Here is a 24699-nt window from a genome sequence, read left to right as displayed (position 1 = left end):
TGTCCTCTCAATGAGCTTCGCCGGGGATCACCCGAACACTGGCAAATGTCTGGTCGCCGAAATTCGCCCCCAGCGACGCTGCACGCACGTGCAGGTACCACGCACCGTTGTGGTCGAGAGTCACCGGGGCTTCATAAACCCCGTTGCCGACATCCAGTGCCGCGACCGTCTCGGGCCGGGACGAAGGCGCCAGGAAATAGCGCACCTGCACGTCCTTTACCCCACTGCGAAGTGCCTTCTGCTTGCCTTCGACGATGCGAAAACGCACAACGTAGGGGCTACCCAGTGCGGCAGTGGTTTTGTCGAGCAGGAACTCCACCTTCGCGGCGCCCATTGATTGAGTGAGCGCCGGGTTGGCCTGCACGACGGTGTTGAAGCAATGGATGATGTTCGGCTGATTGAGCAGGAACGCCACGTCGAAGCGCCCTGCCGCTGGCAACTGGATCCGCGCGCTGTACAGCCCCGGCTCGACTTCGCGCAGGCTGCGGTCAATGACCATCGCCGCCCGCGCCACTTGCCCGCGGTTGGGGTAGCCGGACATCGGTGCGTTCATGCCTTCGGCGTAGAAGTACGTGGTGTTGTCGGTCGGGTTGACCACAAACACCGCGTTGTCGTCCCGCGACACCGCCAGGCTCGACGCCAGTGGCAGGTCACCGGCCAGCCGTGGCGGCTGCGGTCCGGCTTCGAAACCCTGGGTGATCGGCTTGCGGCCTTCGCCCAGGGACGCCAGGTTGATCATCGTCACCTTCGGCGAAGCCAGTCCGCGGATATAGGCGTAGGCCTTGGTGAACACCACTTGATAGGGCTCGGCGGATACATCCATTTCATGGATCAGCGCGTCGTTGGCCGCATCGATCACCGAGGCCTGGTTCTCCAGGGTGTTGAGCACGATGCCGAAACGGCCATCCGCGCTGAAACCCATAGGGCCGAGCCCCTGCTTCAGCTTGATCACCCGGCGCACCGACTGGCTGCTGGCATCGACCACAGTCACCGTGCCGTCCTTGCCATCGGCGACATAGGCTGCGCCGGACAGCGGCGAATACACCACCGACAACGGGTGCGAGCCGGTCTTGAGCTGTTTGATGATGCTCAGGCTGGCGATGTCGATAATGCTGACGGTGCCGTCGTCGCGGTTGGTGACGAACGCAAAGCGACTGTCCTTGCTGAAGGCGATTTCATGATGGCCGCCACCGGTGGGCAAATGCTTGAGGGTCTTGAGGCTGAGGGTATCGATCACCGTGACCCCGGATTGCTCCGCATCCTTGGCATTGTTGCCGACCCACAGCAGGCGCTCGTCCGGTTGCAGGGCCACGCGCACCGGGTTGCTGCCGGCCGCGACTGAGTCGACCACTTTGAATCGTTCGCTGTCGATCACTGCGACTTCACTGGCGGCCGGCATCGAGACAAACACCCGCTTGTTGTCCCGGGGGGTGACCCAGTCCATCGGCGGTTGCTTGATATCAATGCGGGCCATGGTACTGGTGATGCCGCCCACCGACACCGACGGATCGACCACCGAAACGCTGGCGTCGCGGTTCATCACCAACAGGAAGTAGCTGTTGAGGTCGAGCAGTGGTCGCGCGCCGATGTTCGACTTGAGGAACACACCGACCCGGGCCTTGCAGCTCTGATCGCGGCCCTGGGCCTTGTCGGCGGCCACGGCTTCCGGGTCCAGCCAGGCACCGGGGGCGACGCCCGAAAGCGGTTGGCCGGAAGCCTTGTCGGTCACGCGAAATTGCACGTCGGCGAACTCACCCTCACGCAATACGCCATCATCGGCCAGCGGCCGTACCTGCAAGGCCACCGAGACGCCGTCTCGCTCAAGCGTCTGGCCGGTCCAGGTATCGGGCAGCGCCACTTCGCTGAGCAGGGTCGGTGGCGTCGTGCGCGATACCCCGAACCAGATCAATGCCCCTGCGACAGCGAGCGCACAACTGGCCAACATGATGGTCCTGCTCATGACAAACTCCCCTTCAGATCCTTGTCTGCCTATCCAGCCTACCTACCCTTGTGGCGAGGGAGCTTGCTCCCGCCGGGCTGCGCAGCGGCCCCAAAACGTTTGCAGTCAATGCAGATTTTGTGAGTGCTTTGCACTCAAGCGGGAGCAAGCTCCCTCGCCACAGGTTGTCATTTCTTGCTCCCTCTCTCGCTCACGGCGCAGGCGCCGGCTCCGGCTCGTTGGTTACCCGCAACAACCCCCACAACCCGGACGTGTTGCCATAGGCACCGTAGTCGCGGAACAGGTAGTCACCCGGTATCGCATTGACGCCCCCGGCGCTCGGCAACATGAAGCTGAAGTGGGCTGCCGGCAGCACGCTCTCGCGGGCGCCGATGTACATCGACATCGGGTTGTAGCCGAACTTCACCGACCCCACGCCTGGAGTGCCCATTGGATAGCCACCGGTATCGCTCTTCTCCGACAGGAACGGGTTGGTCGACCAGACGTGACCGTCAAGCTGGAACGTCGTGCCGCGACTGCCGCCGGTAGGCATCAGGATGTGCGTGCGGAACGGCTGCCCCGGCTTGGCGTACAGCACCGGCGTTTGCGGATCACCGCCCACCAGCGCATTGCTGTACGCCATGTGCGCATTCACCATGTCGCCGTAGCCCGCACCATCGGCATGCCCGAACGGTGCATCCGGGGCCAGGCCGAAGCGGTACCACATCGGTTCGGTCTTGTAGTTGATGGCCATGCTGGAGTTGTCCTGCGGATCGGTCGGTACGCCGAACCCTTCTGCAGCAATCCCCTCCACCGGCCGACCGTTGGCCCAGCGAGTGTTCAAGGCTTTCTGCCAGACCATCGCAAAGTCACGGTAGGTGGTTTGCCCTGGCGCTGTAACCGTCGCATTCACTTTGCGCGTGTCGTCAACCCAGGTGGCGCCCATCGGCAGGATGCTCATCGCAGCGGCCAAGCCTTTTTGCGACTGCTTGATCACATCCGCCGGGGTGAAATTCAACCCGCCGAACTCCACCGCCGTGGCGTTGATGTTGTCGACATTGCGCCCCAGTTGAGTGATCGGTTTGCCTTCACGCTCCAGGTGCCCGGCGTAGTACTGATAGGTACGGGTCGGGTAGACACCGCTGCTGCCGACACGCGGCGGCACGGTCTGGGTCGGGTTGGCGCCGACGTTGGTGCCATCGGATTTGGTGATGTCGTACGCCAGCAACTGCGCGTGCAGACCCACGTGGCTCGACGGCCGCATCAGGTTGTTGCTGAAGGTGGTCGAACCGGTGCCGCTGTTGCGATCCCGTTTGACCATACCTTGCATCACTGCGGTCTGGGTCAGGTCCGGCATGACGCTTGGCAGACGGTTTTCCAGGGTGATGTTGATGCAGTCACCGGCCGCTGCGCGCAGCACAAGGGGTTCGACAGGCACACCGGGTTTGAGCTTGCCAGTGGTTGGGTCGAGGTCAGCCTTGCGCACGTAAAGGATCGCGGTCGGGTCATGCAGCGGCCCACTTTGCCCGCCGATGGTGATCGTTTCACCATCTTCGGGGTCGACCACGGTGACTTGAGGAATGCTCACCGGCCGCGAGTTGAACACCAGGGTGCCGCCCGCCGGATTCAACGGCCCGCCGACATGTTGGCCGAGCCCCGCCGGATCACCGATGGTCAAGCCCAACGGATTGGTGAGAATGTCGTTGGCCAGCGCCGCAACCACTTCATAGTTGCGTTGCGGGGTTGGCCGAGTGCCAATGCCATTGGGGTTGGCGCCATAGCGTGGGCAGATACCCTCGAACGCCACGGTGTTGCGCATGCCGGTCGGTTTCGCATTGTTCGGCAACGGGAACAGATCGTTGCGTTGCGCCGTGTAGTTGCGCATCACGCCCCAGATCCCGCTCCAGTAGCCTTCGATCGACGCATCCATCGAGTACAGGTAATCACCCGTGGTGGCCGCCGAACTGGACAGCATCGATACCGGCGCAATGAAGCCCATTTGCTCGGAGATACCGATCATCTGCGACGCGCGCCAGCCGGAGTTGGAGCTGGTGCCGAAACCGGAGCCGCTCTGCAACCACTTCACGCCGTGCAGGGTGACGTTGTGCTCCTCTTCGTGACCGCCGGCATGCACCCGCAGCCGCACGTTGTCGCCGGTGTAGGTCCGCAGCATCGGGGTGAACGGATCGCCAGGCTCGGCACCGCCCTTGTTGATGTGCGGCGGGAACAGCGTGGTGCCGCCCGTCGGGCCGGTGGCTGCGGTGATCAGGTTCGGTGCCAGGTTCATCGCCGGGATCGCACGGTCGGTACGGCTTTGCATGGCGTACGCCAGGTCGCCGCCGAGGCCGTCGGCCTGCATGCCGCGCTTGCCGTCAGGGCCGACCTTGTTCGGGTCGTACACCCGCAGGGCCAGCGGTTCGTTGCGGTAATTGACCACGAACATGCCCGGGTCATCCACCGAGATCGCTTGTGGGCATGGCCGGCTCGGGCAGCCAGGCACCATTCCACCCTGCACTTCGATAATGCCGTCCAGCAGGGTGCTGGCGTTGTTGCGCACAGGCGGGTTGATCGCGTAGCGGAAGCTGTCGGCGGTGGCCGGGAAGCTTTGCGCATCCGGTTTACCGTCCGGCCCGGCGCCCACGTAGACACCGGCTTCATAGGCGTGCTGGAAGTCGCTGTACTCGAGGAAGAACTCACGGAAGCTGTCGTTCTTGCCGTCGCCGTCCAGGTCGCCGGTCGAGATTACCGCTTGCCATGATGTCGGCCCGCCGTCCTGCCGCGCACCGCTGTACAACGGCTCGCCGGTTTCAGCATGGAACCAGGTCGAGCCTGCCGGTTCAGCGAGCACGGTGGCGTACAGGCCAATTTGCTGGTGCGTCGATGGGCCGAGGTGGTCGTGGGTGAAGATGGTGCCCAGGCCACGGTCGACGCCCTTGGCGTTGACCACGGGGTCGACAAACCAGCGTTGCATGGCCGTCCGCGCTCCCACCCAGTCGGCCCGGCCGAATTGGCCGAAGAACGGGTGGTTCTTGGCTTTCGGACACGCCGGGGTGCCGTCACGCGGATCGGTGCCTTCGCACTGGTTGAACTCACGGATGGCGAGGATGCGCTCCTGCACGGCGCCAGGGGAAAGTACGCCGTCCTCGTAGTTCCAGCCGTTGGCCGAGCCGTCTGCGGCGGTCAGGTCCCACTTGGGCAAGTGAATGTGCTGGCCGATCACGTCGGTCGGCGTGCGCACTTGATAATCGTCCATCTCGTAGACAGCCGGCACCAGGTTGGTTTGCTGGTACTGCACGCAGTCGAAGGTGTTCATGCGCATCACCAGAGGCTCTGGCGGACGCTGCTTGGTGATCACCGGCCAGGCGTCTTCCCACAGCGCCAGGATGCGCGCTTGCGGGAAGTGATAGCCGACCTTGTTGTACACCGCGTCGAACTGGATGTTCGCCGCTTTGTAGACCCGAGGACGATCGGCAGTAAACGTCGAGGCGCCGATGAAGGACATGCCGTCGAGGCGCTCGCCACTGGCGAACTCACCGGTGCCGGCGCTGCTGGTCAGGCGTTTTTGCCGGTCATCCATGCAGGGTTCGTAGTACGGCGCGCCGGCCACCGGCAAAGCGCCGTTGGTGCGGAAATTACGCGCCACGATCTGGTTGCCCGGCAGCAAGGCGTAGCTTGGGTGGTCTTTTTTCGCATGGAAGGCCATGGCTGCCTGTTCGACTTCCGTGCCCTCTTCTGGCAAGTACAGCGGTTTGGCACGTTTGACTTCCTTGGAGAAATCCAGGGATGTAGTCACGGTCTCAGCCTCGCCGCCAGCGGAAAAACCGTCCAGCGAATGACGTCCCAGGCCACCGTCCCAGCCACCGGACTGATTAGGGTCGAGGTTGGCCCACAAGGCATTGCCCGAAGACTTCAGGCTCTGTGCCGTGGCGGCGTCGAGCATGTCCAGCGGCGGAGTCGGCGGGCGTTGGCCGACCGAGCTTTCCATGCCGCCGATCCAGAACGGATAGCCAGGATTTTTCAGGGTGCCATCAGGGTTGCGGTTGGCTTCGCTGCGATCGACCAGCGCCAGCGAACCGATGGCTTGCGCGCCGCCGCTACCGCCGTGATGCTCGCCGTCGTCGTCCGCTTCTTCATCGTCGTCATCGTTGGCGGCCACCAGGGTTTCGCCGATTTTCGGCACAACCGCGACTTTGCCGGGCATCGGCGCCATGGCTTTGCCGGGCAGTGGCACCACGGCCGGGATTGGCGTGCCGGCAACGATTTCACCATCGGGCAAGGCCCGTGCACCTGCCGCAGGTTTGCCGCTGCGCAGGGCGTAGGGTTCGCTGTGGAAACCATCGTCGCCTTGTTGCGACACTTCGAGTTTGGTGCCCTCTTCAAACACGTCATGCACGCGCCACATGGCCCACATGCCCTGAGCAAAGTGCGGGTAGAAGTGGCAGTGATAAATCGCATCGCCTGCGACCCGGTTACGGTTGCCCGAACCGCCGTTGGCGATCTCATAGGTGTAGCCGGCACCTGGGCCGATGCCCTGGGCATCCACGTAGTCCGAGTTGTCGTCATTGGGGTTGAACAGCCACTGATGCCCGTGCAGGTGGAAAATGTGCTGCTCGTGGCCATTGTGGGTGTTGCGGAATTTGACGAAGTCACCGATGTAGCTGTGGTTGACGTTGGATGGCTCGGACGGGTACAGCGCCATGGTGGCCTTGACCCCGATCTGATCGGCGTTCGGTGTTTGACCGGGGGTGATGCCTTCCAGGCCGGCGTTGGCCGGAACGTCCACCAGCATGGCCACGTCGCCCACGGTGTGGGAGCTGAGGAAGAATTCTTCATAGGCACAGGACAGGCAATCATGCATCGGCCCGACACCCAGACGGTTCGCCACGACTTCAGCCCCCATGCCACCGGAACCATAGTTGATCATGAACGAATCGCGGGTCGGCTCCAGCACGTGGGCCATCACCGGGTCGGCCCAGTAAGCGGGAAAGGCCTGGGTCGCGGCGGTTTCATCCTGGAATTGCGAAGCAAAATCGCGGAACGGCTCCAGTCGGTTGGGGATCGCCGGGTTGCGCTTGCCAACGGCCTCCAGCGCATAGGTCGAGGGCGGGAAACTGCCATCGGCGTTGCTGCCCATCACGATCGCGTCGCTCTCGCTGGAAATGATTTCATTACCGTCGACCATATTGATGATCGGTGTGCCGGCCTTGCCTTCACGGATCCACGGCTCGCGCTGCGGGTAGCGTGCCTGGTAGTCGACGATCGGCTGGCCGGTCGGGGTGCGCCCGGTACTGGCCAGGCGCATCTCTTCTTCAGTCACGGTATTGCGATAGGTGCGACCGCCCTTGGGTACCACGACCACTTGACCGAACAGACCATTGGCGACGTTGCCGGCCGCGCCCTCACCACCGAAGGTCGCGCCACGGCTACTGGCCGCGAACACCCCTTCACGCTCGGCGTACAAGGTATAGGAGCGGGTAGCGCCGGGCGCGATCAGGGTGTTGGCGTTGCGCCCGGTGAAAGAGGCGATGTCATCAATGCTGTTGACCGCCTGCATGCCATTGACCTGAAAGCCCACATGGCGGTCGGCGACCTGTTCGTCGACTTTGAATTGATCGGTGTTGCCAGGATTCCCGCTGCCCTCTTCTTCCTCGCCCTCGCCACTTTCGTGAGAACCGGGGTTGGCCTGATAGGCCAGCAGGTTTTGCAGATTGATGGTCAGGCAGTCACCGGCGGCGACCCGCAATACCAGCGGACGCGGGCGTTTGTCAGGCCGCAATGAAACCTTGCCCGGCACCGCCGCGCCGCCCTGGGCCAATGAAACGTCATGGTCATCGACCACATCGCGACGCAGGGCGAACATCATGCCATTGACGTTTTGCGCTCCCAGGCGGTTGAACATCAGGGGCTGGTCCAGCGCCACGACGTTGGCCACCAGGTTACGTTCACAGCGCGCAGCCGCTTCGGCAAACTCGATGCCCAGCATCGAAGCGAGCAACAGCAACCAGGGAATTATGTGTGGAACGCGGTAAATGCCGGACATGATCTCGGGCCTCACTGTGGGTGCTCACAGGGAATAGTTCTCGACAAATCCCCTTCAGCAATCTGCATGCCATAAAAAATTCTTTTGCTTTTCAGTCCCTTGCGTTTGTCACTTGATCCAACGGGGGAAATCACCCAGTTATTCCCCACTTTTACGCCGGGGCCACCATGCCCCAATGTCGGGGAAAACCGTCCCGGGGGTTTCGCTCATAGCGGCGCATCCGCTGCCAGCCCCTGCAAACGCCGGTACTGGCGCAAGACACTGGGCACATAACGTTGGGTTTCGGCGAACGGCGGGATCACCCCGCCACGGCTGAGCACCGCTTGCGGGCCGGCGTTGTAGGCCGCGACGGCAAGGGCGATGTCGTTGTCGAACAGCGTCATCAGGCGTTTGAGATAGCGGGCGCCGCCCTGGATGTTGGCCTTGGGGTCATAGACATCCTTGACCCCCATTTCCCGGGCCGTGTCGGGCATCAACTGCATCAGCCCACCGGCGCCCTTGGGCGATACGGCGCTGGCGTTGTAGCTGGACTCGGTCTGGATCACCGCGTGCAACAGCGCCGCCGGCAGCTGGTTGTCCGTGGCCGCCGCCGCCACCAGTTCGGCATAGGGGCGGGCGGCGATCATTTGCGGTTGCTGATCGAGGCTGACAACGGCCGCCTCGGCTTCACGAATCACCCGTTCATACTGGCGCCCGGGGCGGTGGACGTTGGACAGGACAAAGTTGCCCTTGGCGTCCACGGAGACGAATACATCAGCCTGTACGGTGCCGGTCAGCAGCAACAAACCGAGCATTGCTGTGGTGAGATTCTTCATGGTTCTGTCTCCCCTGCCCGGCCCCGAAAAATGGGGGTAATGCCCCAATGGCCGGACGTTTATCAGCCATACGCAAGCACTGTGCCGAAAGCGCGAGAGGCCGTATTACGGGGGTTGCAGAAGGAAGGCAAACCTCGGGCAGACCTTTGCATGGCAATTGCATAAGCCCTTGTTGCGACCCTTCTGCCGACTGTGTGAGGTCATCATGAAACAGTGTTCGCGTGTCTCTGCCCCGCGTGCTCAACGCGGGTTCACATTGCTTGAACTGTTGGTGGTGCTGGTGGTGCTTGGGCTCTTGGCCGGCATCGTCGCGCCGAAGTATTTCGCTCAACTGGGGCGTTCCGAAGTGAAAGTCGCCAAGGCGCAAATAGAAGGCCTGGGCAAAGCCCTTGATCTTTATCGTCTGGAGGTCGGCCACTACCCTTCGACCGAACAGGGCTTGCAGGCACTCGTCAGCGCGCCCAGCGATGAAACCCGCTGGACCGGCCCGTACTTGCAGAAAAAGTTGCCGCAGGACCCTTGGGGCCGTAACTACACCTACCGCTATCCCGGCGAAAATGGCGAGTACGACCTGTTGTCGATGGGCAAGGATGGCCAGCCCGGCGGCGAAGGCGAAAACGCCGAAGTCACCAGTTGGCAATGACGGACATGGCGACCATGCGCTTTCACCTCAAAGCAGTGGGCAAGGCCGGTGTGGTCACGATGACCGTGGAAGCGCCGGGGCACAGCGAAGCGCGACGCATCGCCGAAGACCAGGGCCTGCGGGTGGTCAGCCTGCGCGCCGAGCGCCATTGGCGGGCCTTGCGCCTCAAGCAGCGCGAAACCTTTAACCTGGTGTTGTTCAGCCAGGAACTGACCACGCTGCTCAATGCCGGCCTGCCGCTGATCGACGCGCTGGAAAGCCTGGCGGAAAAAGAGTCCGCGCCACAGGCCCGTAAAACCCTGAGCGAGTTGGTGCGCCTGCTTTACGAAGGCAAATCGTTCTCTCAGGCATTGGGCCAGTTGTCGGCGGTTTTCCCGCCACTGTATGTGGCGCTGGTGCAGTCCAGCGAGAAAACCGGGGCCGTGGGTGAAGCCCTGGGCCGCTATGTCAGTTATCGGCAACGCATGGACGAGGTTCGCCAAAAGATCATCAGTGCGTCGATCTACCCCCTGCTGTTGTTGGTGGTGGGGGGCGGCGTAGTGTTGTTCCTGATGGGTTATGTGGTGCCGCGCTTCAGCCTGGTGTTCGAAGGGCTGGGCTCAAACCTGCCTTGGCTGTCGCAGATCCTCATGAGCAGCGGCATGTTCCTGCACGCACATCAGGGCGAATTCTTTGGTACTTTCATGGCCTTCATCGTCGCCCTCGCCCTGCTCCAGCGCCAGCCGTCCTTTCGCCGAGGGCTGGATCGCCTGATCGAAAAGCTCCCGGCGGTACATCAGCGCATCTTCATGTATGAGTTGGCCCGTTTCTACCGCTCCCTGGGCATTCTGCTACAGGGCGGCATTCCCCTCGTCACCGCCATGGGCATGGTCCGCAATCTGCTGACTCCCGCCTCCCGCGTACGCCTGGACCAGGCCTGCGAGCGAGTGCGCGAAGGGCAATCATTGTCGGCGGCGCTGGAACTCAATCATCTGGTCACGCCGGTGTCCCTGCGTTTGCTGCGTGCCGGGGAACAATCCGGCAACCTCGGCCAGATGATGGAGCGCAGTGCCGACTTCTACGACGAAGAAATCAGCCGCTGGATCGAATGGTTCGTGCGGCTGTTCGAGCCGTTGCTCATGACGTTCATCGGTTTGTTGATCGGGGTGATCGTGATTTTGATGTACATCCCGATTTTCGAGTTGGCCTCGAGCATTCACTGACCCCTCTGGAACGGGCCTGTAGGCCCGTTCCCTGGTTTGTCGACGGAGTGACTGAATAAATCGCCGCACTGGCGTGTTCACCTTCTGAATATGGCAGCACGTTGCAATGTTCATCCACGCTCCAATCTGAACAAGAAGACGGAGAACGACATGCACATCAACAAGCTTTTACTGGCAGTAGCTATTGGCGCGGTTTTGTCGGCGTCTACCGTACTGATCCCGGACAGCCTGTCCGGGGTTTCAAGCGCTCAGGCAAGAGACGGTGGTAGTGGCGGCGGTGGCGGTGGTGGTCACGGCGGCGGTGGTGGTGGCGGCGGTGGCGGTCACGGCGGTGGTGGCGGCAGCGGCGGTGGCGGTGGCCATGGCGGTGGCGGTAACGGCGGTGGACATGGAGGGGGTGGTAACGGTGGCGGCCACGGTGGCAGTGGTGGCGGCGGTCACAGCGGCGGCTCAAGCGGCAGTGGTCATGGTGGAGACAGCGCCGGTAGCGGTCACAGCGGTAGCCACGGCTCGGGACACTCCGGCAGCACGGCTTCGAACTCAGGGCGCAGCGGCACCCATTCCGAACCAGGTGACGATCACGGCGTCCATCGTTCGGGCGATGACAATGGCGTTCACCGTTCTGGTGATGACAATGGTGTACACCGCTCAGGTGACGACAACGGCGTGCATCGCTCGGGTGATGACAATGGCGTTCATCGTTCAGGCGAGATCGGCGATGACCGCGGTATTCGTCGGGCCGGGGAAGTGGGCGATGATCGCGGCCTGCATGCGGCCGGTGAGCCCGGAGATGACAAACGCATGAACTGACTTGCACTGAACCGTGTAGGAGCAAAGCTTGCTCGCGATGGCGGTGGTCCACTCAACGGTGATGTTGATTGACACATCGTTATCGCGAGCAAGCTTTGCTCCTACAGGGGATCACGTGAATCTTCAGTATCCAGCCGCTCGCGCAGAAACCCGATCAACGCCTGCACCGGCCGCGACGCCTGGCGATGCTGTGGATACACCGCCGATAGCGTCAGTGGCTGCGGTCGAAACTCATCGAGCACCGGCACCAGCCTGCCATCCTGCAGCGCCGAACCGACGATGAATGCAGGCAAATAGGTAATCCCCATCCCGGCAATCGCCGCGTCCCTGAGCAACTCTCCGTTATTGACCCGCATCCGCCCGGTGACATTGACGGCCAGTGGCCTGCCCTGTCCGTTGAATCGCCATTGCACCTGTCGGCCGTGGCCATAGGGCAGGCAATCATGGTTGAGCAAATCTTCAGGTTTGACCGGTGTGCCGCGCTCGGCCAAATAGGCCGGACTGGCGCAATACACCCGCTCGATCGAAGCGATGCGTCGGGCAATGAGCGTCGAATCTTCCAGCGTACCGATGCGCAATGCCAGGTCGTAGCCTTCACCGAGCAGATCAACCGGCCGGTCGCTTAAATCCATTTCTACGGTAACGTCACGATAGCGCTGCAAAAATTCCGGCAGCAGCCAGCCCAGATGCGCCAAGGCAAACGACAGCGGAGCGCTGACGCGGACAGTGCCGCGCGGCTCGGTGGTTTGCCCGGCAATGCCCTGCTCCACTTGCTCGACTTCGGCGAGCAGGCGAAGGGCAGATTCGTAGTAACTCTGGCCCAGAGGTGTGACGTCCAGGCGCCGGGTCGAGCGATTGAGCAGACGCACGCCAAGGCGTTCTTCGAGCTGCATCAAACGGCGGCTGACGAATTGCTTGGACAGGCCCAACTGATCGGCCGCCGCGGTGAAACTGCCAGAATCCATGACCTGGCAAAAAATACGCATGTCTTCGAACGGGTTCATTGTCACGCCTTGGTTGACGGTCCGGTACTTTATACCAAGGTCAGTCTGCCAACGGCTTTTCTGTAGGAGCGAGCCTGCTCGCTCCTACAGGGTTTTGCTTACTTGGCGGTAAACGTGGTGTAGCTGTTGATCAGGTTGCGGTAGTTCGGGATGCGTTCGGAAAGCAGGTTGGCCAGGCCTTCCATGTCGTTGCGCCAGTCGCCTTGCAGTTCGCAGGCCACGGAGAACCAGTTAAGCAGCTGTGCACCGGCCGCCGACATGCGCGCCCAGGCGGCTTGTTGCACGGTGGTGTTGAAGGTGCCGGAAGAATCGGTCACCACGAACACGTCAAAGCCTTCGGCCAGTGCGGACAGCGTCGGGAACGCCACGCACACGTCGGTCACCACACCGGCAATGATCAGTTGCTTGCGCCCGGTAGCCTTCACTGCCTTGACGAAGTCTTCGTTGTCCCAAGCGTTGATCTGGCCTGGGCGCGCAATGAACGGCGCGTCAGGGAACTGCGCCTTGAGCTCCGGCACGATCGGGCCGTTCGGGCCGCTGTCGAAACTGGTGGTGAGGATGGTCGGCAAGTTGAAGAATTTGGCGATGTCACCCAGGGCCAGTACGTTGTTCTTGAACTCATTAGGCGAAAAATCCTGCACCAGCGAGATCAGACCTGTCTGGTGATCGACCAACAGCACAACGGCATCGTCTTTATTCAGGCGTTTGTAGGGAACGTTGCTCATGGGTAACTCCTCGGTGGATGAATGTCTTTTGGGTGTTCGTCAGAAAGCAAAACACGAGCAGCCGAAGGCGCCCCAGAAACCGGCAAAGTCGCTGACCGGCGCATTCGACAGGCGCGCCCGTTCATGGCTGTGGGAATGCACCGCACACGGACCGCTGCACTGATGAACCTGCGCTTGCAGGGGTGAGGCTGGCCGCCAATGGCCCGGCACCTTCACCACCGGCGACCAATCCGGCAGCACCGGCACACTGGCCGGGCCAAGTTTTTCGAAGTCGCCGGCGGCATACACCACTTTGCCGCCGACCACGGTCAGCACCGACTCGATCCATTTGATCGCTTCTTCGTCGACACTGAAAAAGTCCGCGCTCAACGCCGCGATATCGGCCAGCTGTCCGACCTTGATCTGGCCCTTCTTGCCCTGCTCGGACGAGAACCAGGCGCTGCCATGGGTGAACAGTTCCAGCGCAGTCTGGCGCGACAGGCCTTCGGCATGCAGCGCCATGCCGCCGACGGTGCGTGCGCTGACCATCCAGTACAACGAGGTCCATGGATTGTAGCTCGACACGCGCGTGGCATCGGTGCCCGCGCCTACCGGCACACCTTCAGCGAGCATGCGTTTGATCGGCGGGGTGGCTTCGGCCGCTTTGGCCCCATAACGCTCGACAAAATACTCACCCTGGAACGCCATGCGATCCTGAATCGCAATGCCGCCGCCCAGCGCCCTCACCCGCTCGATGTTCTGCGGGGTAATGGTTTCGGCGTGATCGAAAAACCAGGGCAGGCCATTGAACGGAATATCGCGGTTGACCTTCTCGAACACATCGAGCATGCGACTGATGGATTCGTTGTAGGTGGCATGCAGACGGAACGGCCAGCGCTGTTCGACGAGGTGGCGCACCACTGGCTCCAGCTCGTCCTCCATGCTCTGCGGCAGGTCCGGGCGCGGTTCGAGGAAGTCTTCGAAGTCTGCCGCCGAGAACACCAGCATTTCCCCGGCGCCGTTGTGACGCAGGAAGTCATCGCCCTGGTGCAATTTGACGCTACCGGTCCAGTTCTGGAAGTCGGCCAGCTCTTCTTTGGGTTTCTGGGTAAACAGGTTGTAGGCGATGCGCACGGTCAGTTGCTCATCCTTGGCCAACTGTTCGATCACCTGATAATCGTCGGGATAATTCTGGAAACCACCGCCGGCGTCGATGGCACTGGTCAGGCCCAGACGATTGAGTTCGCGCATGAACTGCCGCGTCGAGTTGACCTGATACTCCAGCGGCAACTTCGGCCCCTTGGCCAGGGTCGAGTAGAGAATCATCGCGTTGGGACGTGCCACCAGCATGCCGGTGGGGTTGCCGTTAGCGTCGCGAACGATTTCGCCGCCCGGCGGGTTCGGCGTGTCGCGGGTGTACCCGGCTACCCGCAGCGCGGCCCGGTTGAGCAAGGCCCGATCATACAAATGCAGGACGAACACCGGTGTGTCCGGCGCGGCCTGATTGAGTTCATCAAGGGTCGGCATGCGTTTTTCGGCAAACTGAAACTCGTTCCAGCCACCCACCACGCGCACCCACTGCGGTGTTGGTGTGCGATCGGCTTGCTCCTTGAGCATGCGCAAGGCGTCGGCCAGCGAGGGCACACCTTCCCAGCGCAATTCAAGGTTGTAGTTCAGGCCCCCGCGGATCAAGTGCAAGTGCGAGTCATTGAGACCGGGAATCACGCAACGGCCCTTGAGGTCGATCACTTGCGTGACCGGACCGCGTAACGCCATGGCCTGGGCATCGCTGCCGACCGCTACAAAGCGGCCGTCACTGATCGCAACCGCACTGGCGTGCGGATTCTCGCGGTCGACCGTATGAAATTGGCCATTGAACAGAATCAGATCGGCGTTCATCGCAGTTCCTTAAGGCAATTTGGCAGGGGACTGGCCGGCTTCCAGCCAGGGCGCAAACAGGCGCGTGGCGAGCGGCATGAAGACGTACACCACTGACAGCACGATGGTCAGGGTGATCAGGAACGTGGCGACCACGTAATTGGAAAGAAAAGCGTTGAGCTGCAGCAACGGCCCCCAAAGCAGCGGTACCAACAGCGTGTGCGGCAGGATCACCAGCAGCGTGACCACCGCCTGCTTCCAGCGCGGTGCAGGCGAGCCGGTTTCAGTCTGCGGGGTAAACCAGAACTCGTTGACCGGGTTGACCTCGGTCTGGTCGCCATCAGCGAGCATCGGCGCAGCTTCGTCGACCAGCGCCTGGCGCTGCGGCGAATCGAGCCAGCGCTGCATCGCCTCAGTGGAGCAAAAGCGCAGCACGCAGGTGTACGTGTCGAGACCCGCGCTTTTGCCACGCACCACATCCACCCCCAGGTGCCCCACGCTTTGCCCGGCAACCTTGACGATGTTGCGCAGCCAGGCTTCATACGGCACTTCGGAACCGGCCTTGATCCGATGCTTGACGATCAACGTGACAACTTCATCGAACCCAGGTGTCTGTGTGCTCCGGGACTGGATTTCAGACATGACGAAGGTCTCCGACGTAACAATGTTGAAAGGACTTCAATGTTGCCGATGACGGGAAGGAAAAAATTGCATGTACGTGCTTTTTTTTTAAAACGTGCCGCCCGGACTCAGGGCTTGTGCAACAAATAGGTGTCCATAATCCAGCCATTGGCCTGTCGGGCCGCCTTGCGGACCCGCTCAATCTCATCCGCGACGTCCCTGAGCTTGCCGCTGATCAGGATTTCATCGGGTGTCCCCAGGTAGGCCCCCCAATAAATCTGCGTGTCCTGATCCGCCACTTGTTGGTAGGCGTCCTGGGCATCGAGCATCACCACCAGGCTGTCGGCGTCGCTCACCTGCCCCGCGGCCAGTCGCCGGCCAGTGGTGATTTCAACCGGACGACCGATCTGATTGAGCGTCACTTTGTGCTGCGCCGCCAGCGCCTGAACGCTGGTGATGCCGGGAATCACCTCGTATTCGAAAGCGCAGGTGCCTGCCGCGAGAATGGCCTGCAGGATTCGCAGGGTGCTGTCGTAAAGTGCCGGGTCACCCCATACCAGGAACCCGCCGCACTGGCCGTCCGTCATTTGCTCATTGATCAGGCGCTCGAAGGTACGCTGCTTGGCCAAGTTCAGCTCATTGACGCTGCAAGTGTAGTCAACATCGCCACGCTCGCGTTCCGCAACCGGCGCTTCGACAAAGCGGTAATCGCGATGGCTGATGTAACGTTCACAAATCTCGCGGCGCAGGTCGATCAGTTTGTCTTTGCTCCGGCCCTTGTCCATGAGGAAAAACACATCGACCCGATTCAGCGCCTTGACCGCTTGCACGGTGATGTAATCAGGGTTGCCGGCACCGATGCCGATGACCATTATCTTTTTCATCAAGACACCCCTTCAGGATCAGTGCCCGGCAGCCGCAAGCGCCAGCATCCATTGAACCGCAACTCGATGGACGACAGCGGCTCGACATCGATCAGGTTGTAGGCCGGGCTCTGCAGGACGTGACTCAGCGCGGCACGAATGACAAACGGATGGGTAACGGCGATGAAATGCCCAGGTGTTGCTTGCAGCGTCGTCAGCCACTCAGCGGTGCGCGTACAGACCTGGGCCACCGACTCACCACCGTGCGGGGCCGCATGCGAGTCGGCAATCCAGCCCTGCAATAATTCAGGTTCGGATGTTTGCACGTCATTGATGCTTGCACCGCACCAGCGCCCGAAATCGCAATCTCTCAGGGCTGCGACCACCTCCATCGTACTGCCGAACAATTCGGCGGTTTGTCGGGTGCGCAGCTCCGGCCCGCATAACAGCTTCGGCGCACCCTTGAATTGAGAACTGCGCGAACCCCGCGCCGATTGCCAATCCATCTCCAGCGGCTCGTTTGTAGGAAACCGCGCAAGTTTTTGTGCGACAGTTCGTGCATGGCACATCAGGGTCAAACGAGTCGCCTTCACGCGGGGTTTCTCTGTCGGGTGGGGGGATAAACGGCGTTTAATCGCCAGCCAGAGGCAATTGTGCCGTAAGAGTCGGCATGGGGGTTGTTTCCTTTGACTTGAAATGGGTAATGGCCGGATGCCTTTCATGCTACAGGATCAGCCATCTCTGACTGCTCTTTGGGCGTTTGCCTACAAGCCTGATCGACTTACCTGAAGCCCCGATGCGCATCGATCAAAAATCGTCACTGGACGTTGAAATCCCGCACGAAAATTAACTAGACATGCAGTGCGGCTTAAATAAATACTGCTTTCAACGGATTACCGATAGCCCACATCCAGCAGGAGCCCGGATGCCTTGTTTTGCCAGACCCGAACATCGTTTCCGGTCTGGAACCTGACCCACACGAACGCAAGATCCATTCACCCTGATGAGCCCCATGGCAGGGTCTGGAGCGGGCACGGTGATGCGTGTAGTCATACCCGGTAACGAACAAAAAAGAGCGACGCCTTACAAGGCTACCGCCGAAAAAATGCGTGGAAAACCGACAGTGATTGTCAGGCTTGGTGCCCCGTCACCCAGCCCTTTGAGACAGGAGTGCATCCATGCTGGTCTTGCGCCCAGTGCAGTTAACCGACCTGCCCCAGTTGCAGCGCCTTGCTCGCGAAAGCCTGGTGGGCGTCACGTCCTTGCCGGACGACAGCGAGCGCTTGCGCGATAAAATCCTCGATTCCTGCACATCTTTCGAGCAAAACGTGCAGAACCCCGGGCCGGAGAATTATTTCTTCGTACTCGAGGACCTGACAAACCGGTCTCTGATCGGATGCTCGGAGATTCTGGCGACTGCCGGGTTCGACGAACCGTTCTACAGCCTGCGCAATCGCCACTTCAATAGTGCCTCGCGAGAGTTGAACATCGAGCACGGCGTGCCGGCGTTGTCGCTGTGCCAGGACCTCAGTGGCCACACATTGCTGCGCGGTTTTCACATTGATGGCGCATGGACAGGAACGGCCGCCTCCGAACTGTTGTCGCGAGCGCGCCTGCTGTTCATTGCCGCCCATGCCCAGCGCTTTTGCGACACAGTGATTACCGAAATCGTCGGTTACAGCAGCGATGAGGGACATTCACCCTTCTGGGATGCCGTGGGCAAGCACTTCTTCGACCTGCCCTACGTCGAAGCAGAGCGCTTGTGTGGCCTGGAAAGCCGGGCGTTCCTCGCCGAATTGATGCCGCAATATCCGATCTACGTGCCCATGCTGCCCCAAGCCGCACAGGACTGCATCGGCCGGATTCACCCCGATGGCCAGGAAGCCTTCGATATTCTTCAGCGCGAGGGATTCGAAACCAATCACTACGTCGACCTTTTCGACGGCGGTCCAACCCTGCTGGCCCGCACGGGCAACATACGGTCCATCGCCCAAAGCCAAACCACCCAGGCCAGCCCCGGTGCGTTCATCGACGCTCGAGGGCGTTACCTGGTCAGCAATGATTCGCTGGAGAACTTTCGCGTCATCATTGCAGAACTGGACTACCTGCCCGGAAAACCCGTGACCCTCGATGCCACGATGTGTGCAGCGTTGAAGGTGACCGAGGGCCGTCAGGTTCGGTTGATTGCCCTGTGAGCATCGTTGTGTGCGGTGCCCGACAACGATCCCCGTACAAACCCGAAGCGGGAGCGGCATCATGATTGTTCGACCGGCCCAGGTGACCGACCTGCCTGCCCTGCTCGCGTTGGTTCGGCTTGCGGGCCGAGGGATGACGACTTTGCCGGCCGACGAAGAACGACTGAACTACCGATTGCGATGGGCAAAAAGAACGTTCGCTGAGCAGGTCGAACGTGCCGATGCGGATTACCTGTTCGTACTCGAAGACGACGATCAGCAAGTGGTGGGCGTGAGTGCCGTGGCGGGAGCCGTTGGCCTGCGCGAACCCTGGTACAACTATCGGGTCGGTCTGACGGTCAGCTCATCCCCGGACCTGGGGATCCAGCGACACATTCCGACCTTGTTCCTGAGCAATGAAATGACCGGGCAATCGGAACTCCGCACGTTGTTCCTGCGCCCCGACCAGCGCCTGGGCAGCCACGGTCGACTTCTATCCCTGAGTCGCCTGTTGTTTGTCGCGGAGTTCCCGAGCTTGTTTGGCGACAAACTCATCGCCGAGCTGCGCGGCAGTGCCGACGCACAGGGCTGTTCGCCCTTCTGGGACAGCGTGGGCCGCCACTTTTTCCAGATGGATTTCAGCCACGCCGATCACCTGTCCGGGTTGGGCAACAAATCGTTCATCGCCGAACTGATGCCACGCCAACCCATTTACACCTGTCTGCTCACAGAACAGGCTCAAGCCGTGATCGGCAAACCTCACGCCAACAGCGAAGCGGCACTGAAAATCCTCAGCGACGAGGGTTTTGACCACAAAGGTTATATCGACATTTTCGACGCCGGCCCGGTCATCGAAGCCCCGACCTCCGGCATTCGCACCGTGCGCGACAGTCAATTGCTTGATTTGGCCATTGGCGCCCCGGACGAGCAGGCGCCGCTGTGGCTGATCCACAACCGCCGACTGGAAAACTGTCGCATCACTGCTGCCCGGGCTCGACAATCAGGGCACAGTCTGGTGGTTGATCGTCTCACCGCCAAACGCCTGCAATTGCGACCCGGCGATTCTGTTCGAGCCGTCCCCTTGCTCAAACAACAGCAGCAGGCAGTGGCGGCGTAACACCTCAATTGCCTGGCGTGCCGTTGGTCGCTCAACCCAAGCCGACATCCCCCGGACATACCCGCGTTTACCTTGAAACAGACAATGGCACACACCAAAAGGCAGCAATCACGGCAAATTCGTCATCATTCTCGACTCGCCAGCGTGATAGCCTTTTACAACTTCGGCGTTGACACTTTTGCTCAAGCCCTTCCATTTCCATTGGTGGAACTCATATGTCCAGGCTGTCTCATCAAGATTTGCGCCACAATTTTCGCCAGCTGTTCGCGTCCAAAACCTGCTATCACACCGCATCGGTCTTCGATCCGATGTCGGCGCGCATCGCCGCCGACCTGGGGTTTGAGGTAGGCATCCTGGGAGGTTCGGTTGCATCGTTACAAGTGCTGGGCGCCCCCGACTTTGCCTTGATCACCCTCAGTGAGTTCGCCGAGCAGGCCACCCGTATCGGGCGTGTCGCCCAGTTACCGGTCATCGCCGACGCCGACCATGGCTACGGCAATGCATTGAATGTGATGCGTACCATTGTCGAACTGGAACGTGCCGGCATCGCGGCCCTGACCATCGAAGACACCCTGCTGCCCGCCCAATTCGGCCGCAAATCCACCGACTTGATAACCGTCGCCGAGGGCGTCGGCAAGATCCGCGCGGCACTGGAAGCTCGCTGCGATTCGGAAATGGCAATCATTGCCCGCACCAACGCAGGGATCCTGCCGGTGCAGGAAATCATCAGCCGCACCAAGCAATACCAACGCGCCGGTGCCGATGGTATTTGCATGGTAGGGGTAAAGGATTTCGATCATCTGGAGCAAATCGCCGAACACCTGAGCGTCCCGTTGATGCTGGTGACCTACGGCAACCCGCTGCTGCGTGACGACAAACGTCTGGCCGAACTTGGCGTGCGCGTGGTAATCGACGGCCACGGCGCCTACTTCGCCGCCATCAAGGCGACCTACGACAGCCTGCGCGAACAACGCCAGATCTTCACCCAGGCCTCTGACCTGAGCGCTACCGAACTGACTCACACCTACACTCAGCCTGAAGAGTACATCCGCTATGCGGAGGAATTCATGAGCGTCAAGGAGTGATGAGCAGGCGGTAGTCAGGCGGCGACAGTGGGATCAGGGGATCAAACCGAGCCGAGCAGCTCATGCCGTGGCCTGTCGTCACGGCAACAGATCACCCGATTACGCCCCGTGCTCTTGGCTTCATACAGCGCCTGATCCGCATCATTGAGCCACAGGGTCGCGTCGGTGTGGCCTGCGTTGAACGCCGCAAGACCAATACTCAGGCTGACCTTCAACGTCGGATTCTGTTCATAACCCAGGGTGGCGAAGCGATCACGCAAGCCCTCCATGACAGCAGCGGCACTGCTCAGGGGCAGGTCCGGCAGGATCACGCAAAATTCATCGCCGCCATAACGCCCGGCGACATCCGTGGCCCGCAGGTTGTGTTTGAGCATCTTGCTCAGTTGCCGCAACACGATGTCTCCGGCGACGTGACCGTAGGTGTCGTTGATGATTTTGAAATGGTCGATGTCGATCAGGGCAATCGCCCCGCCCTGGCGTTGCCGCTGGCAGCGCTGGAATTCCACTTCCAGCTGGTCCTTCCAGGCGCCGTGGTTGAGCAATCCGGTCAGGCTGTCGGTGCGGCTCAGGGCCAGTAACTCGCGTTTTTGCCGCCCGAGGGTATAAGCCTGGCGATAGCAGATCCAGCCCAGCGCCAGCGGATAAAGACACATCAGCGGCAAACAGGCGTAGAGCTGGATCTGGCTGGTTTCGGGAACCACGACGGGGCTGAAAAACAGCCAGCCGACGCCCATCCCGAGTACCTGCGCGGCGGTCCCCGTCAGCAGAAAGCGCAAACCGCCAATGGCGACATTATTCATCGCCATCATCGAAAGGGTGGTGGCGGCAGGCAAAGGATTGAAGTGCATGGCGACAACCCAGAACCCACCCATAAAGGCGTCCACCAACAGGTTACGCTGTTCCGCGTGGTAGGGACGCGCAACCCGACGCGACCAATGGTAGGCCAGGTGCGGCCAGAGCAACCCATTGAACAACATCAGGCCCCATACCCAAGGTGCCGGGTTCAATGGGAACATCGCCACACTCACGCATAACAAGCCCAACCCGAGGCCGAGGATGCGCGATGTGTAGAGCCTCCTGGCCAGTGAAAGTCCTTTTCCTCCCATCTTTCCCATTGGGACCTCTGCCGCACGGAACAAAACCTGATTACACCGGTGGTGCAGGTACTGTCGGAGTCTAACAGGGCAACGTCAAATAGCCATCACCGGCTAGCGGCGCATAGGCCGAGCGCTGTGTGCGAGTCTGATCGCGCCCACTTGATGAAGATCACGCGCAATACCGCTTCGTTTGGCTATACATGAAAGAAGCGTTCGCTAAACCACGAGCAAACAGGAGGCCCATGCAGACCTTTCAAGTGCTGATCATCGGCAGCGGCTTTGGAGGTCAGTGCGCCGCCGTCAATTTGCTCAAGGCCGGCATTACCGACTTCCGTGTGCTGGAGCGGCGGGACTTCTTCGGTGGCACCTGGTGCCAGAACACCTACCCCGGCGCCGCCGTCGATGTGCCTTCACCGCTGTATTCGCTGTCCTTTGCCCCCTACCGCTGGACGCAGATGTTTGCCGAACAGGCCGAACTTCATCGCTACACCGGTCATGTGATCGAGCACTTTGGCCTGCGCGAACGAGTGGAATTGCAAGCCGATGTCGAGCGTGTCGAATGGGACGATGCCGGCAAACGCTGGGCCGTGCACACTGCCGCCAAAGGCACGTTTCACGCACAATTTCTGATCAACGCCACGGGTCCCTTGAGCCAACCGGTAATTCCGCATTTCGAGGGGCAGGAACGCTTTCAGGGCAAAACCTTTCATACCAACAATTGGGACCATTCCTACGATTACCGGCAAAAACGCGTGGCCATTGTCGGCAGCGGTGCCAGCGCGGCGCAGGTGATTCCGGCGATAGCCCCGGATGTCGGGCACTTGCATGTATTCCAGCGTACGCCGCATTGGGTGCTGCCTCGGGCTGACCGCACATTCGGGCGTTTCCAGCGTTGGCTGCTCGGGATCAGGCCGGCCTACAAGCTGCTGCGCTGGATGATCTACTGGCAGTTTGAAACCCGGGTGATCGCCTTCAAATACTCGAAACCGGCGTTGCACATGGTCCAGCAAAAGGCCCTGCGCTTCATCAGGCGCCAGGTTCCCGACGGCGAACTTCGGCGAAAACTGACGCCGGACTACACCATCGGCTGCAAACGGGTGATTCTATCGAGCACGCTGTACCCGGCGCTGGCCCGCAGCAACGTAACGCTGCACAGCCGCGAACAGGCCATCGCCGCTATCGACGAAACCGGTATCGTCATGCAGGACGGCCAACACATCGATCTCGATCTGATTATCTGGTCCACCGGTTATGACGCCACCGACGGGGTGATTTCCTACCCGGTCAGCGGCAAGAACGGCACGCAACTGCGAAATGTCTGGCGCGAATTCCCCCGAGCCTACCTCGGCACTGCCCTGCCGGACTTTCCCAACCTGTTTATCGTCACCGGCCCGAACACGGGCATCGGCCACACCTCGGCGCTGTTCATCATCGAATCGCAAATGAACTACATCCTCGACTGCATTCAAACGTTAAAAGCACAAGGTTTGCGCAGCATTGAAGTTCGCCCGGAAGCAGAACGTACCTACACTGAAATGATCCATAGAGAAATGGAGCGCACGGTGTGGAAGTCGGGAGGCTGCCACAGTTGGTATCAAAGCAAGAGCGGTCATGTGATTGCCATGTTTCCGGGGTTCAGTTTCAGCTTCCACCGCTTGACCCGAACCTTGAAACCGGCCGATCACATTTTGTCCTGATTCGTCAGAAGGAAGGCGCCTGATGCTTTTACTGGTTGTCGCAATCGCGGTTTTCGCCGCCTGGAGCTGGTTGAGCTACCCGGCCATCGGCTATTGGATCTATGAATTGAGCACGGCCGCCGAAGCCAAGTTGTACAAGCTGCACAAGATTGTCGTGCCCATCGCCGAAATGACCGTCTCAACCTGGCAAGGTGGCCCCTACGAAGCATCCAGCAATGTGTTGATGCTGCATGGTTTTAGCGCCGATAAAAATATCTGGCTGCGCTTTGCCCGATATTTTGTCGGCAATTATCGGGTCATCATCCCCGACATCGCCGGTCATGGCGAAACCGGCTTCAAGGCCGGCGGCGGCTATGACATCCCGTTGCAGGCCAAGCGCATCATCCAATTGCTGGATGTGTGCGGCGTGGACAAGGTTCATGTGATTGGCAACTCGATGGGCGGGTATCTGGCGGCATGGCTGGCGGCAACGTACCCGGAACGCATCGTTTCGGTCGCCCTGATTGATCCGGCGGGCGTGACCGCGCCCGAACCCAGTGATCTGGAGCGGCATCTGGCCCGGGGCCACAATCCTTTCCTGATCAACTCCCGCGAAGAATTCAAATACCTCTATGCCATGACCATGGCCGATCCACCATGGGTGCCGCGCGTGGTGCTGGATGCCTTTGCCCATCGCTATGAACAGTCGCGGGACGAACTGGAAGAGATTTTTCGCGACTTCCGCGCCAGCCCGCCGATGGAGCCGAAACTCCCTTCGATCAAAGCCCCGGCCCTGCTGCTCTGGGGACGCAAGGACCGTTTGATCGATGTCAGCAGTGTGGCGATCTGGAGCAAAGGCATCGCTGATCTACGGGTAGAAATCTGGGAAGGCGTCGGCCATATGCCCATGGTCGAGGCACCGGCCGGTTCAGCCCACCTGTATCGGGAGTTTTTGGCATCGCTGCGCTCGGAAAGCCCACAGGATCAACGACTGCACTGAAGATGCAGTCCTTTGCAGAATGAAGTTCGTC

18 protein-coding genes are annotated in these 24699 nt (G+C 60.8%); 8 read left to right on the top strand and 10 right to left on the bottom strand.

Annotated elements, in window-relative coordinates; all coding sequences use genetic code 11:
• Positions 1-7 precede the first annotated feature (7 nt).
• The 3 genes from D8U73_RS28135 to D8U73_RS28125 form a co-directional block, all read right to left on the bottom strand.
• The gene (locus tag D8U73_RS28135) at positions 8-1960 is read right to left on the bottom strand and encodes a YncE family protein (RefSeq protein ID WP_130906322.1); all 1953 of its coding nucleotides are present in this window, start codon (positions 1958-1960) and stop codon (positions 8-10) included.
• Between the two features lie 190 nt (positions 1961-2150).
• Positions 2151-7979, bottom strand: coding sequence for a manganese-oxidizing multicopper oxidase MnxG (gene mnxG, locus D8U73_RS28130; protein ID WP_130906321.1), 5829 nt, complete (start codon positions 7977-7979; stop codon positions 2151-2153).
• A 206-nt stretch (positions 7980-8185) separates the two neighbouring features.
• Positions 8186-8794 (bottom strand): lytic transglycosylase domain-containing protein, encoded by a 609-nt coding sequence (locus D8U73_RS28125; RefSeq protein WP_056854550.1) that lies wholly within the window; start codon positions 8792-8794, stop codon positions 8186-8188.
• Between the two features lie 205 nt (positions 8795-8999).
• On the opposite strand from D8U73_RS28125, the gene gspG reads away from it, so the two are divergent.
• The 3 genes from gspG to D8U73_RS29295 all read left to right on the top strand — a co-directional run bounded on the left by gspG (position 9000) and on the right by D8U73_RS29295 (position 11449).
• Positions 9000-9437: a type II secretion system major pseudopilin GspG gene (gene gspG / locus D8U73_RS28120; protein WP_056854551.1), complete on the top strand. Its 438-nt coding sequence runs from the start codon at positions 9000-9002 to the stop codon at positions 9435-9437.
• A gap of 14 nt (positions 9438-9451) precedes the next feature.
• Positions 9452-10639, top strand: coding sequence for a type II secretion system F family protein (locus tag D8U73_RS28115; RefSeq protein WP_130906320.1), 1188 nt, complete (start codon positions 9452-9454; stop codon positions 10637-10639).
• Between the two features lie 150 nt (positions 10640-10789).
• The gene (locus D8U73_RS29295; RefSeq protein ID WP_177435545.1) at positions 10790-11449 is read left to right on the top strand and encodes a hypothetical protein; all 660 of its coding nucleotides are present in this window, start codon (positions 10790-10792) and stop codon (positions 11447-11449) included.
• 101 nt (positions 11450-11550) lie between these two features.
• On the opposite strand, the gene D8U73_RS28105 is transcribed toward D8U73_RS29295, so the two are convergent.
• The 6 genes from D8U73_RS28105 to D8U73_RS28080 all read right to left on the bottom strand — a co-directional run bounded on the left by D8U73_RS28105 (position 11551) and on the right by D8U73_RS28080 (position 17112).
• The gene (locus D8U73_RS28105; protein ID WP_130906319.1) at positions 11551-12453 is read right to left on the bottom strand and encodes a LysR family transcriptional regulator; all 903 of its coding nucleotides are present in this window, start codon (positions 12451-12453) and stop codon (positions 11551-11553) included.
• A gap of 98 nt (positions 12454-12551) precedes the next feature.
• A complete protein-coding gene (ycaC, locus tag D8U73_RS28100) occupies positions 12552-13178 on the bottom strand; it encodes an isochorismate family cysteine hydrolase YcaC (RefSeq protein WP_130906318.1) in 627 nt (208 codons plus the stop codon).
• Positions 13179-13217: 39 nt separating this feature from the next.
• Positions 13218-15056 carry an amidohydrolase gene (locus D8U73_RS28095; RefSeq protein WP_056854555.1) on the bottom strand — a complete coding sequence of 613 codons (1839 nt, stop codon included), beginning with the start codon at positions 15054-15056 and terminating at the stop codon, positions 13218-13220.
• Between the two features lie 9 nt (positions 15057-15065).
• Positions 15066-15677 carry an antibiotic biosynthesis monooxygenase gene (locus D8U73_RS28090; RefSeq protein ID WP_056854556.1) on the bottom strand — a complete coding sequence of 204 codons (612 nt, stop codon included), beginning with the start codon at positions 15675-15677 and terminating at the stop codon, positions 15066-15068.
• 107 nt (positions 15678-15784) lie between these two features.
• A complete protein-coding gene (cobF, locus tag D8U73_RS28085) occupies positions 15785-16540 on the bottom strand; it encodes a precorrin-6A synthase (deacetylating) (RefSeq protein WP_130906317.1) in 756 nt (251 codons plus the stop codon).
• Positions 16540-17112, bottom strand: coding sequence for a histidine phosphatase family protein (locus D8U73_RS28080; RefSeq protein WP_130906316.1), 573 nt, complete (start codon positions 17110-17112; stop codon positions 16540-16542). Before D8U73_RS28080 ends, cobF begins: the two co-directional genes overlap by 1 nt.
• A 585-nt stretch (positions 17113-17697) precedes the next feature.
• Here D8U73_RS28080 and D8U73_RS28075 point away from each other — a divergent pair.
• The 3 genes from D8U73_RS28075 to D8U73_RS28060 all read left to right on the top strand — a co-directional run bounded on the left by D8U73_RS28075 (position 17698) and on the right by D8U73_RS28060 (position 20895).
• Positions 17698-18714 carry an arginine N-succinyltransferase gene (locus D8U73_RS28075; protein ID WP_130906315.1) on the top strand — a complete coding sequence of 339 codons (1017 nt, stop codon included), beginning with the start codon at positions 17698-17700 and terminating at the stop codon, positions 18712-18714.
• A gap of 61 nt (positions 18715-18775) precedes the next feature.
• Complete coding sequence (gene astA, locus D8U73_RS28070; RefSeq protein WP_130906314.1) at positions 18776-19810, top strand: arginine N-succinyltransferase; 1035 nt, start codon at positions 18776-18778, stop codon at positions 19808-19810.
• Positions 19811-20025: 215 nt separating this feature from the next.
• Entirely contained in the window at positions 20026-20895 is an 870-nt protein-coding gene (locus tag D8U73_RS28060) for an oxaloacetate decarboxylase (RefSeq protein ID WP_056854561.1), read from the top strand.
• Between the two features lie 41 nt (positions 20896-20936).
• Here D8U73_RS28060 and D8U73_RS28055 read toward each other — a convergent pair whose 3' ends face one another.
• Positions 20937-22010, bottom strand: coding sequence for a diguanylate cyclase (locus tag D8U73_RS28055; RefSeq protein WP_056854562.1), 1074 nt, complete (start codon positions 22008-22010; stop codon positions 20937-20939).
• A 224-nt stretch (positions 22011-22234) separates the two neighbouring features.
• Here D8U73_RS28055 and D8U73_RS28050 point away from each other — a divergent pair, with 224 nt between their 5' ends.
• Positions 22235-23689 (top strand): NAD(P)/FAD-dependent oxidoreductase, encoded by a 1455-nt coding sequence (locus D8U73_RS28050; protein WP_130906312.1) that lies wholly within the window; start codon positions 22235-22237, stop codon positions 23687-23689.
• A 22-nt stretch (positions 23690-23711) separates the two neighbouring features.
• The gene (locus tag D8U73_RS28045) at positions 23712-24668 is read left to right on the top strand and encodes an alpha/beta fold hydrolase (RefSeq protein ID WP_056854564.1); all 957 of its coding nucleotides are present in this window, start codon (positions 23712-23714) and stop codon (positions 24666-24668) included.
• The last annotated feature ends 31 nt before the right edge of the window (positions 24669-24699 follow it).

The organism is Pseudomonas sp. Sample_22, from assembly GCF_004307635.1.
In the GTDB taxonomy this organism is placed as follows: Bacteria; Pseudomonadota; Gammaproteobacteria; order Pseudomonadales; family Pseudomonadaceae; genus Aquipseudomonas.
Note: the sequence above shows the minus strand (reverse complement) of the source record. Positions and strands in the feature narration are given on the sequence as shown.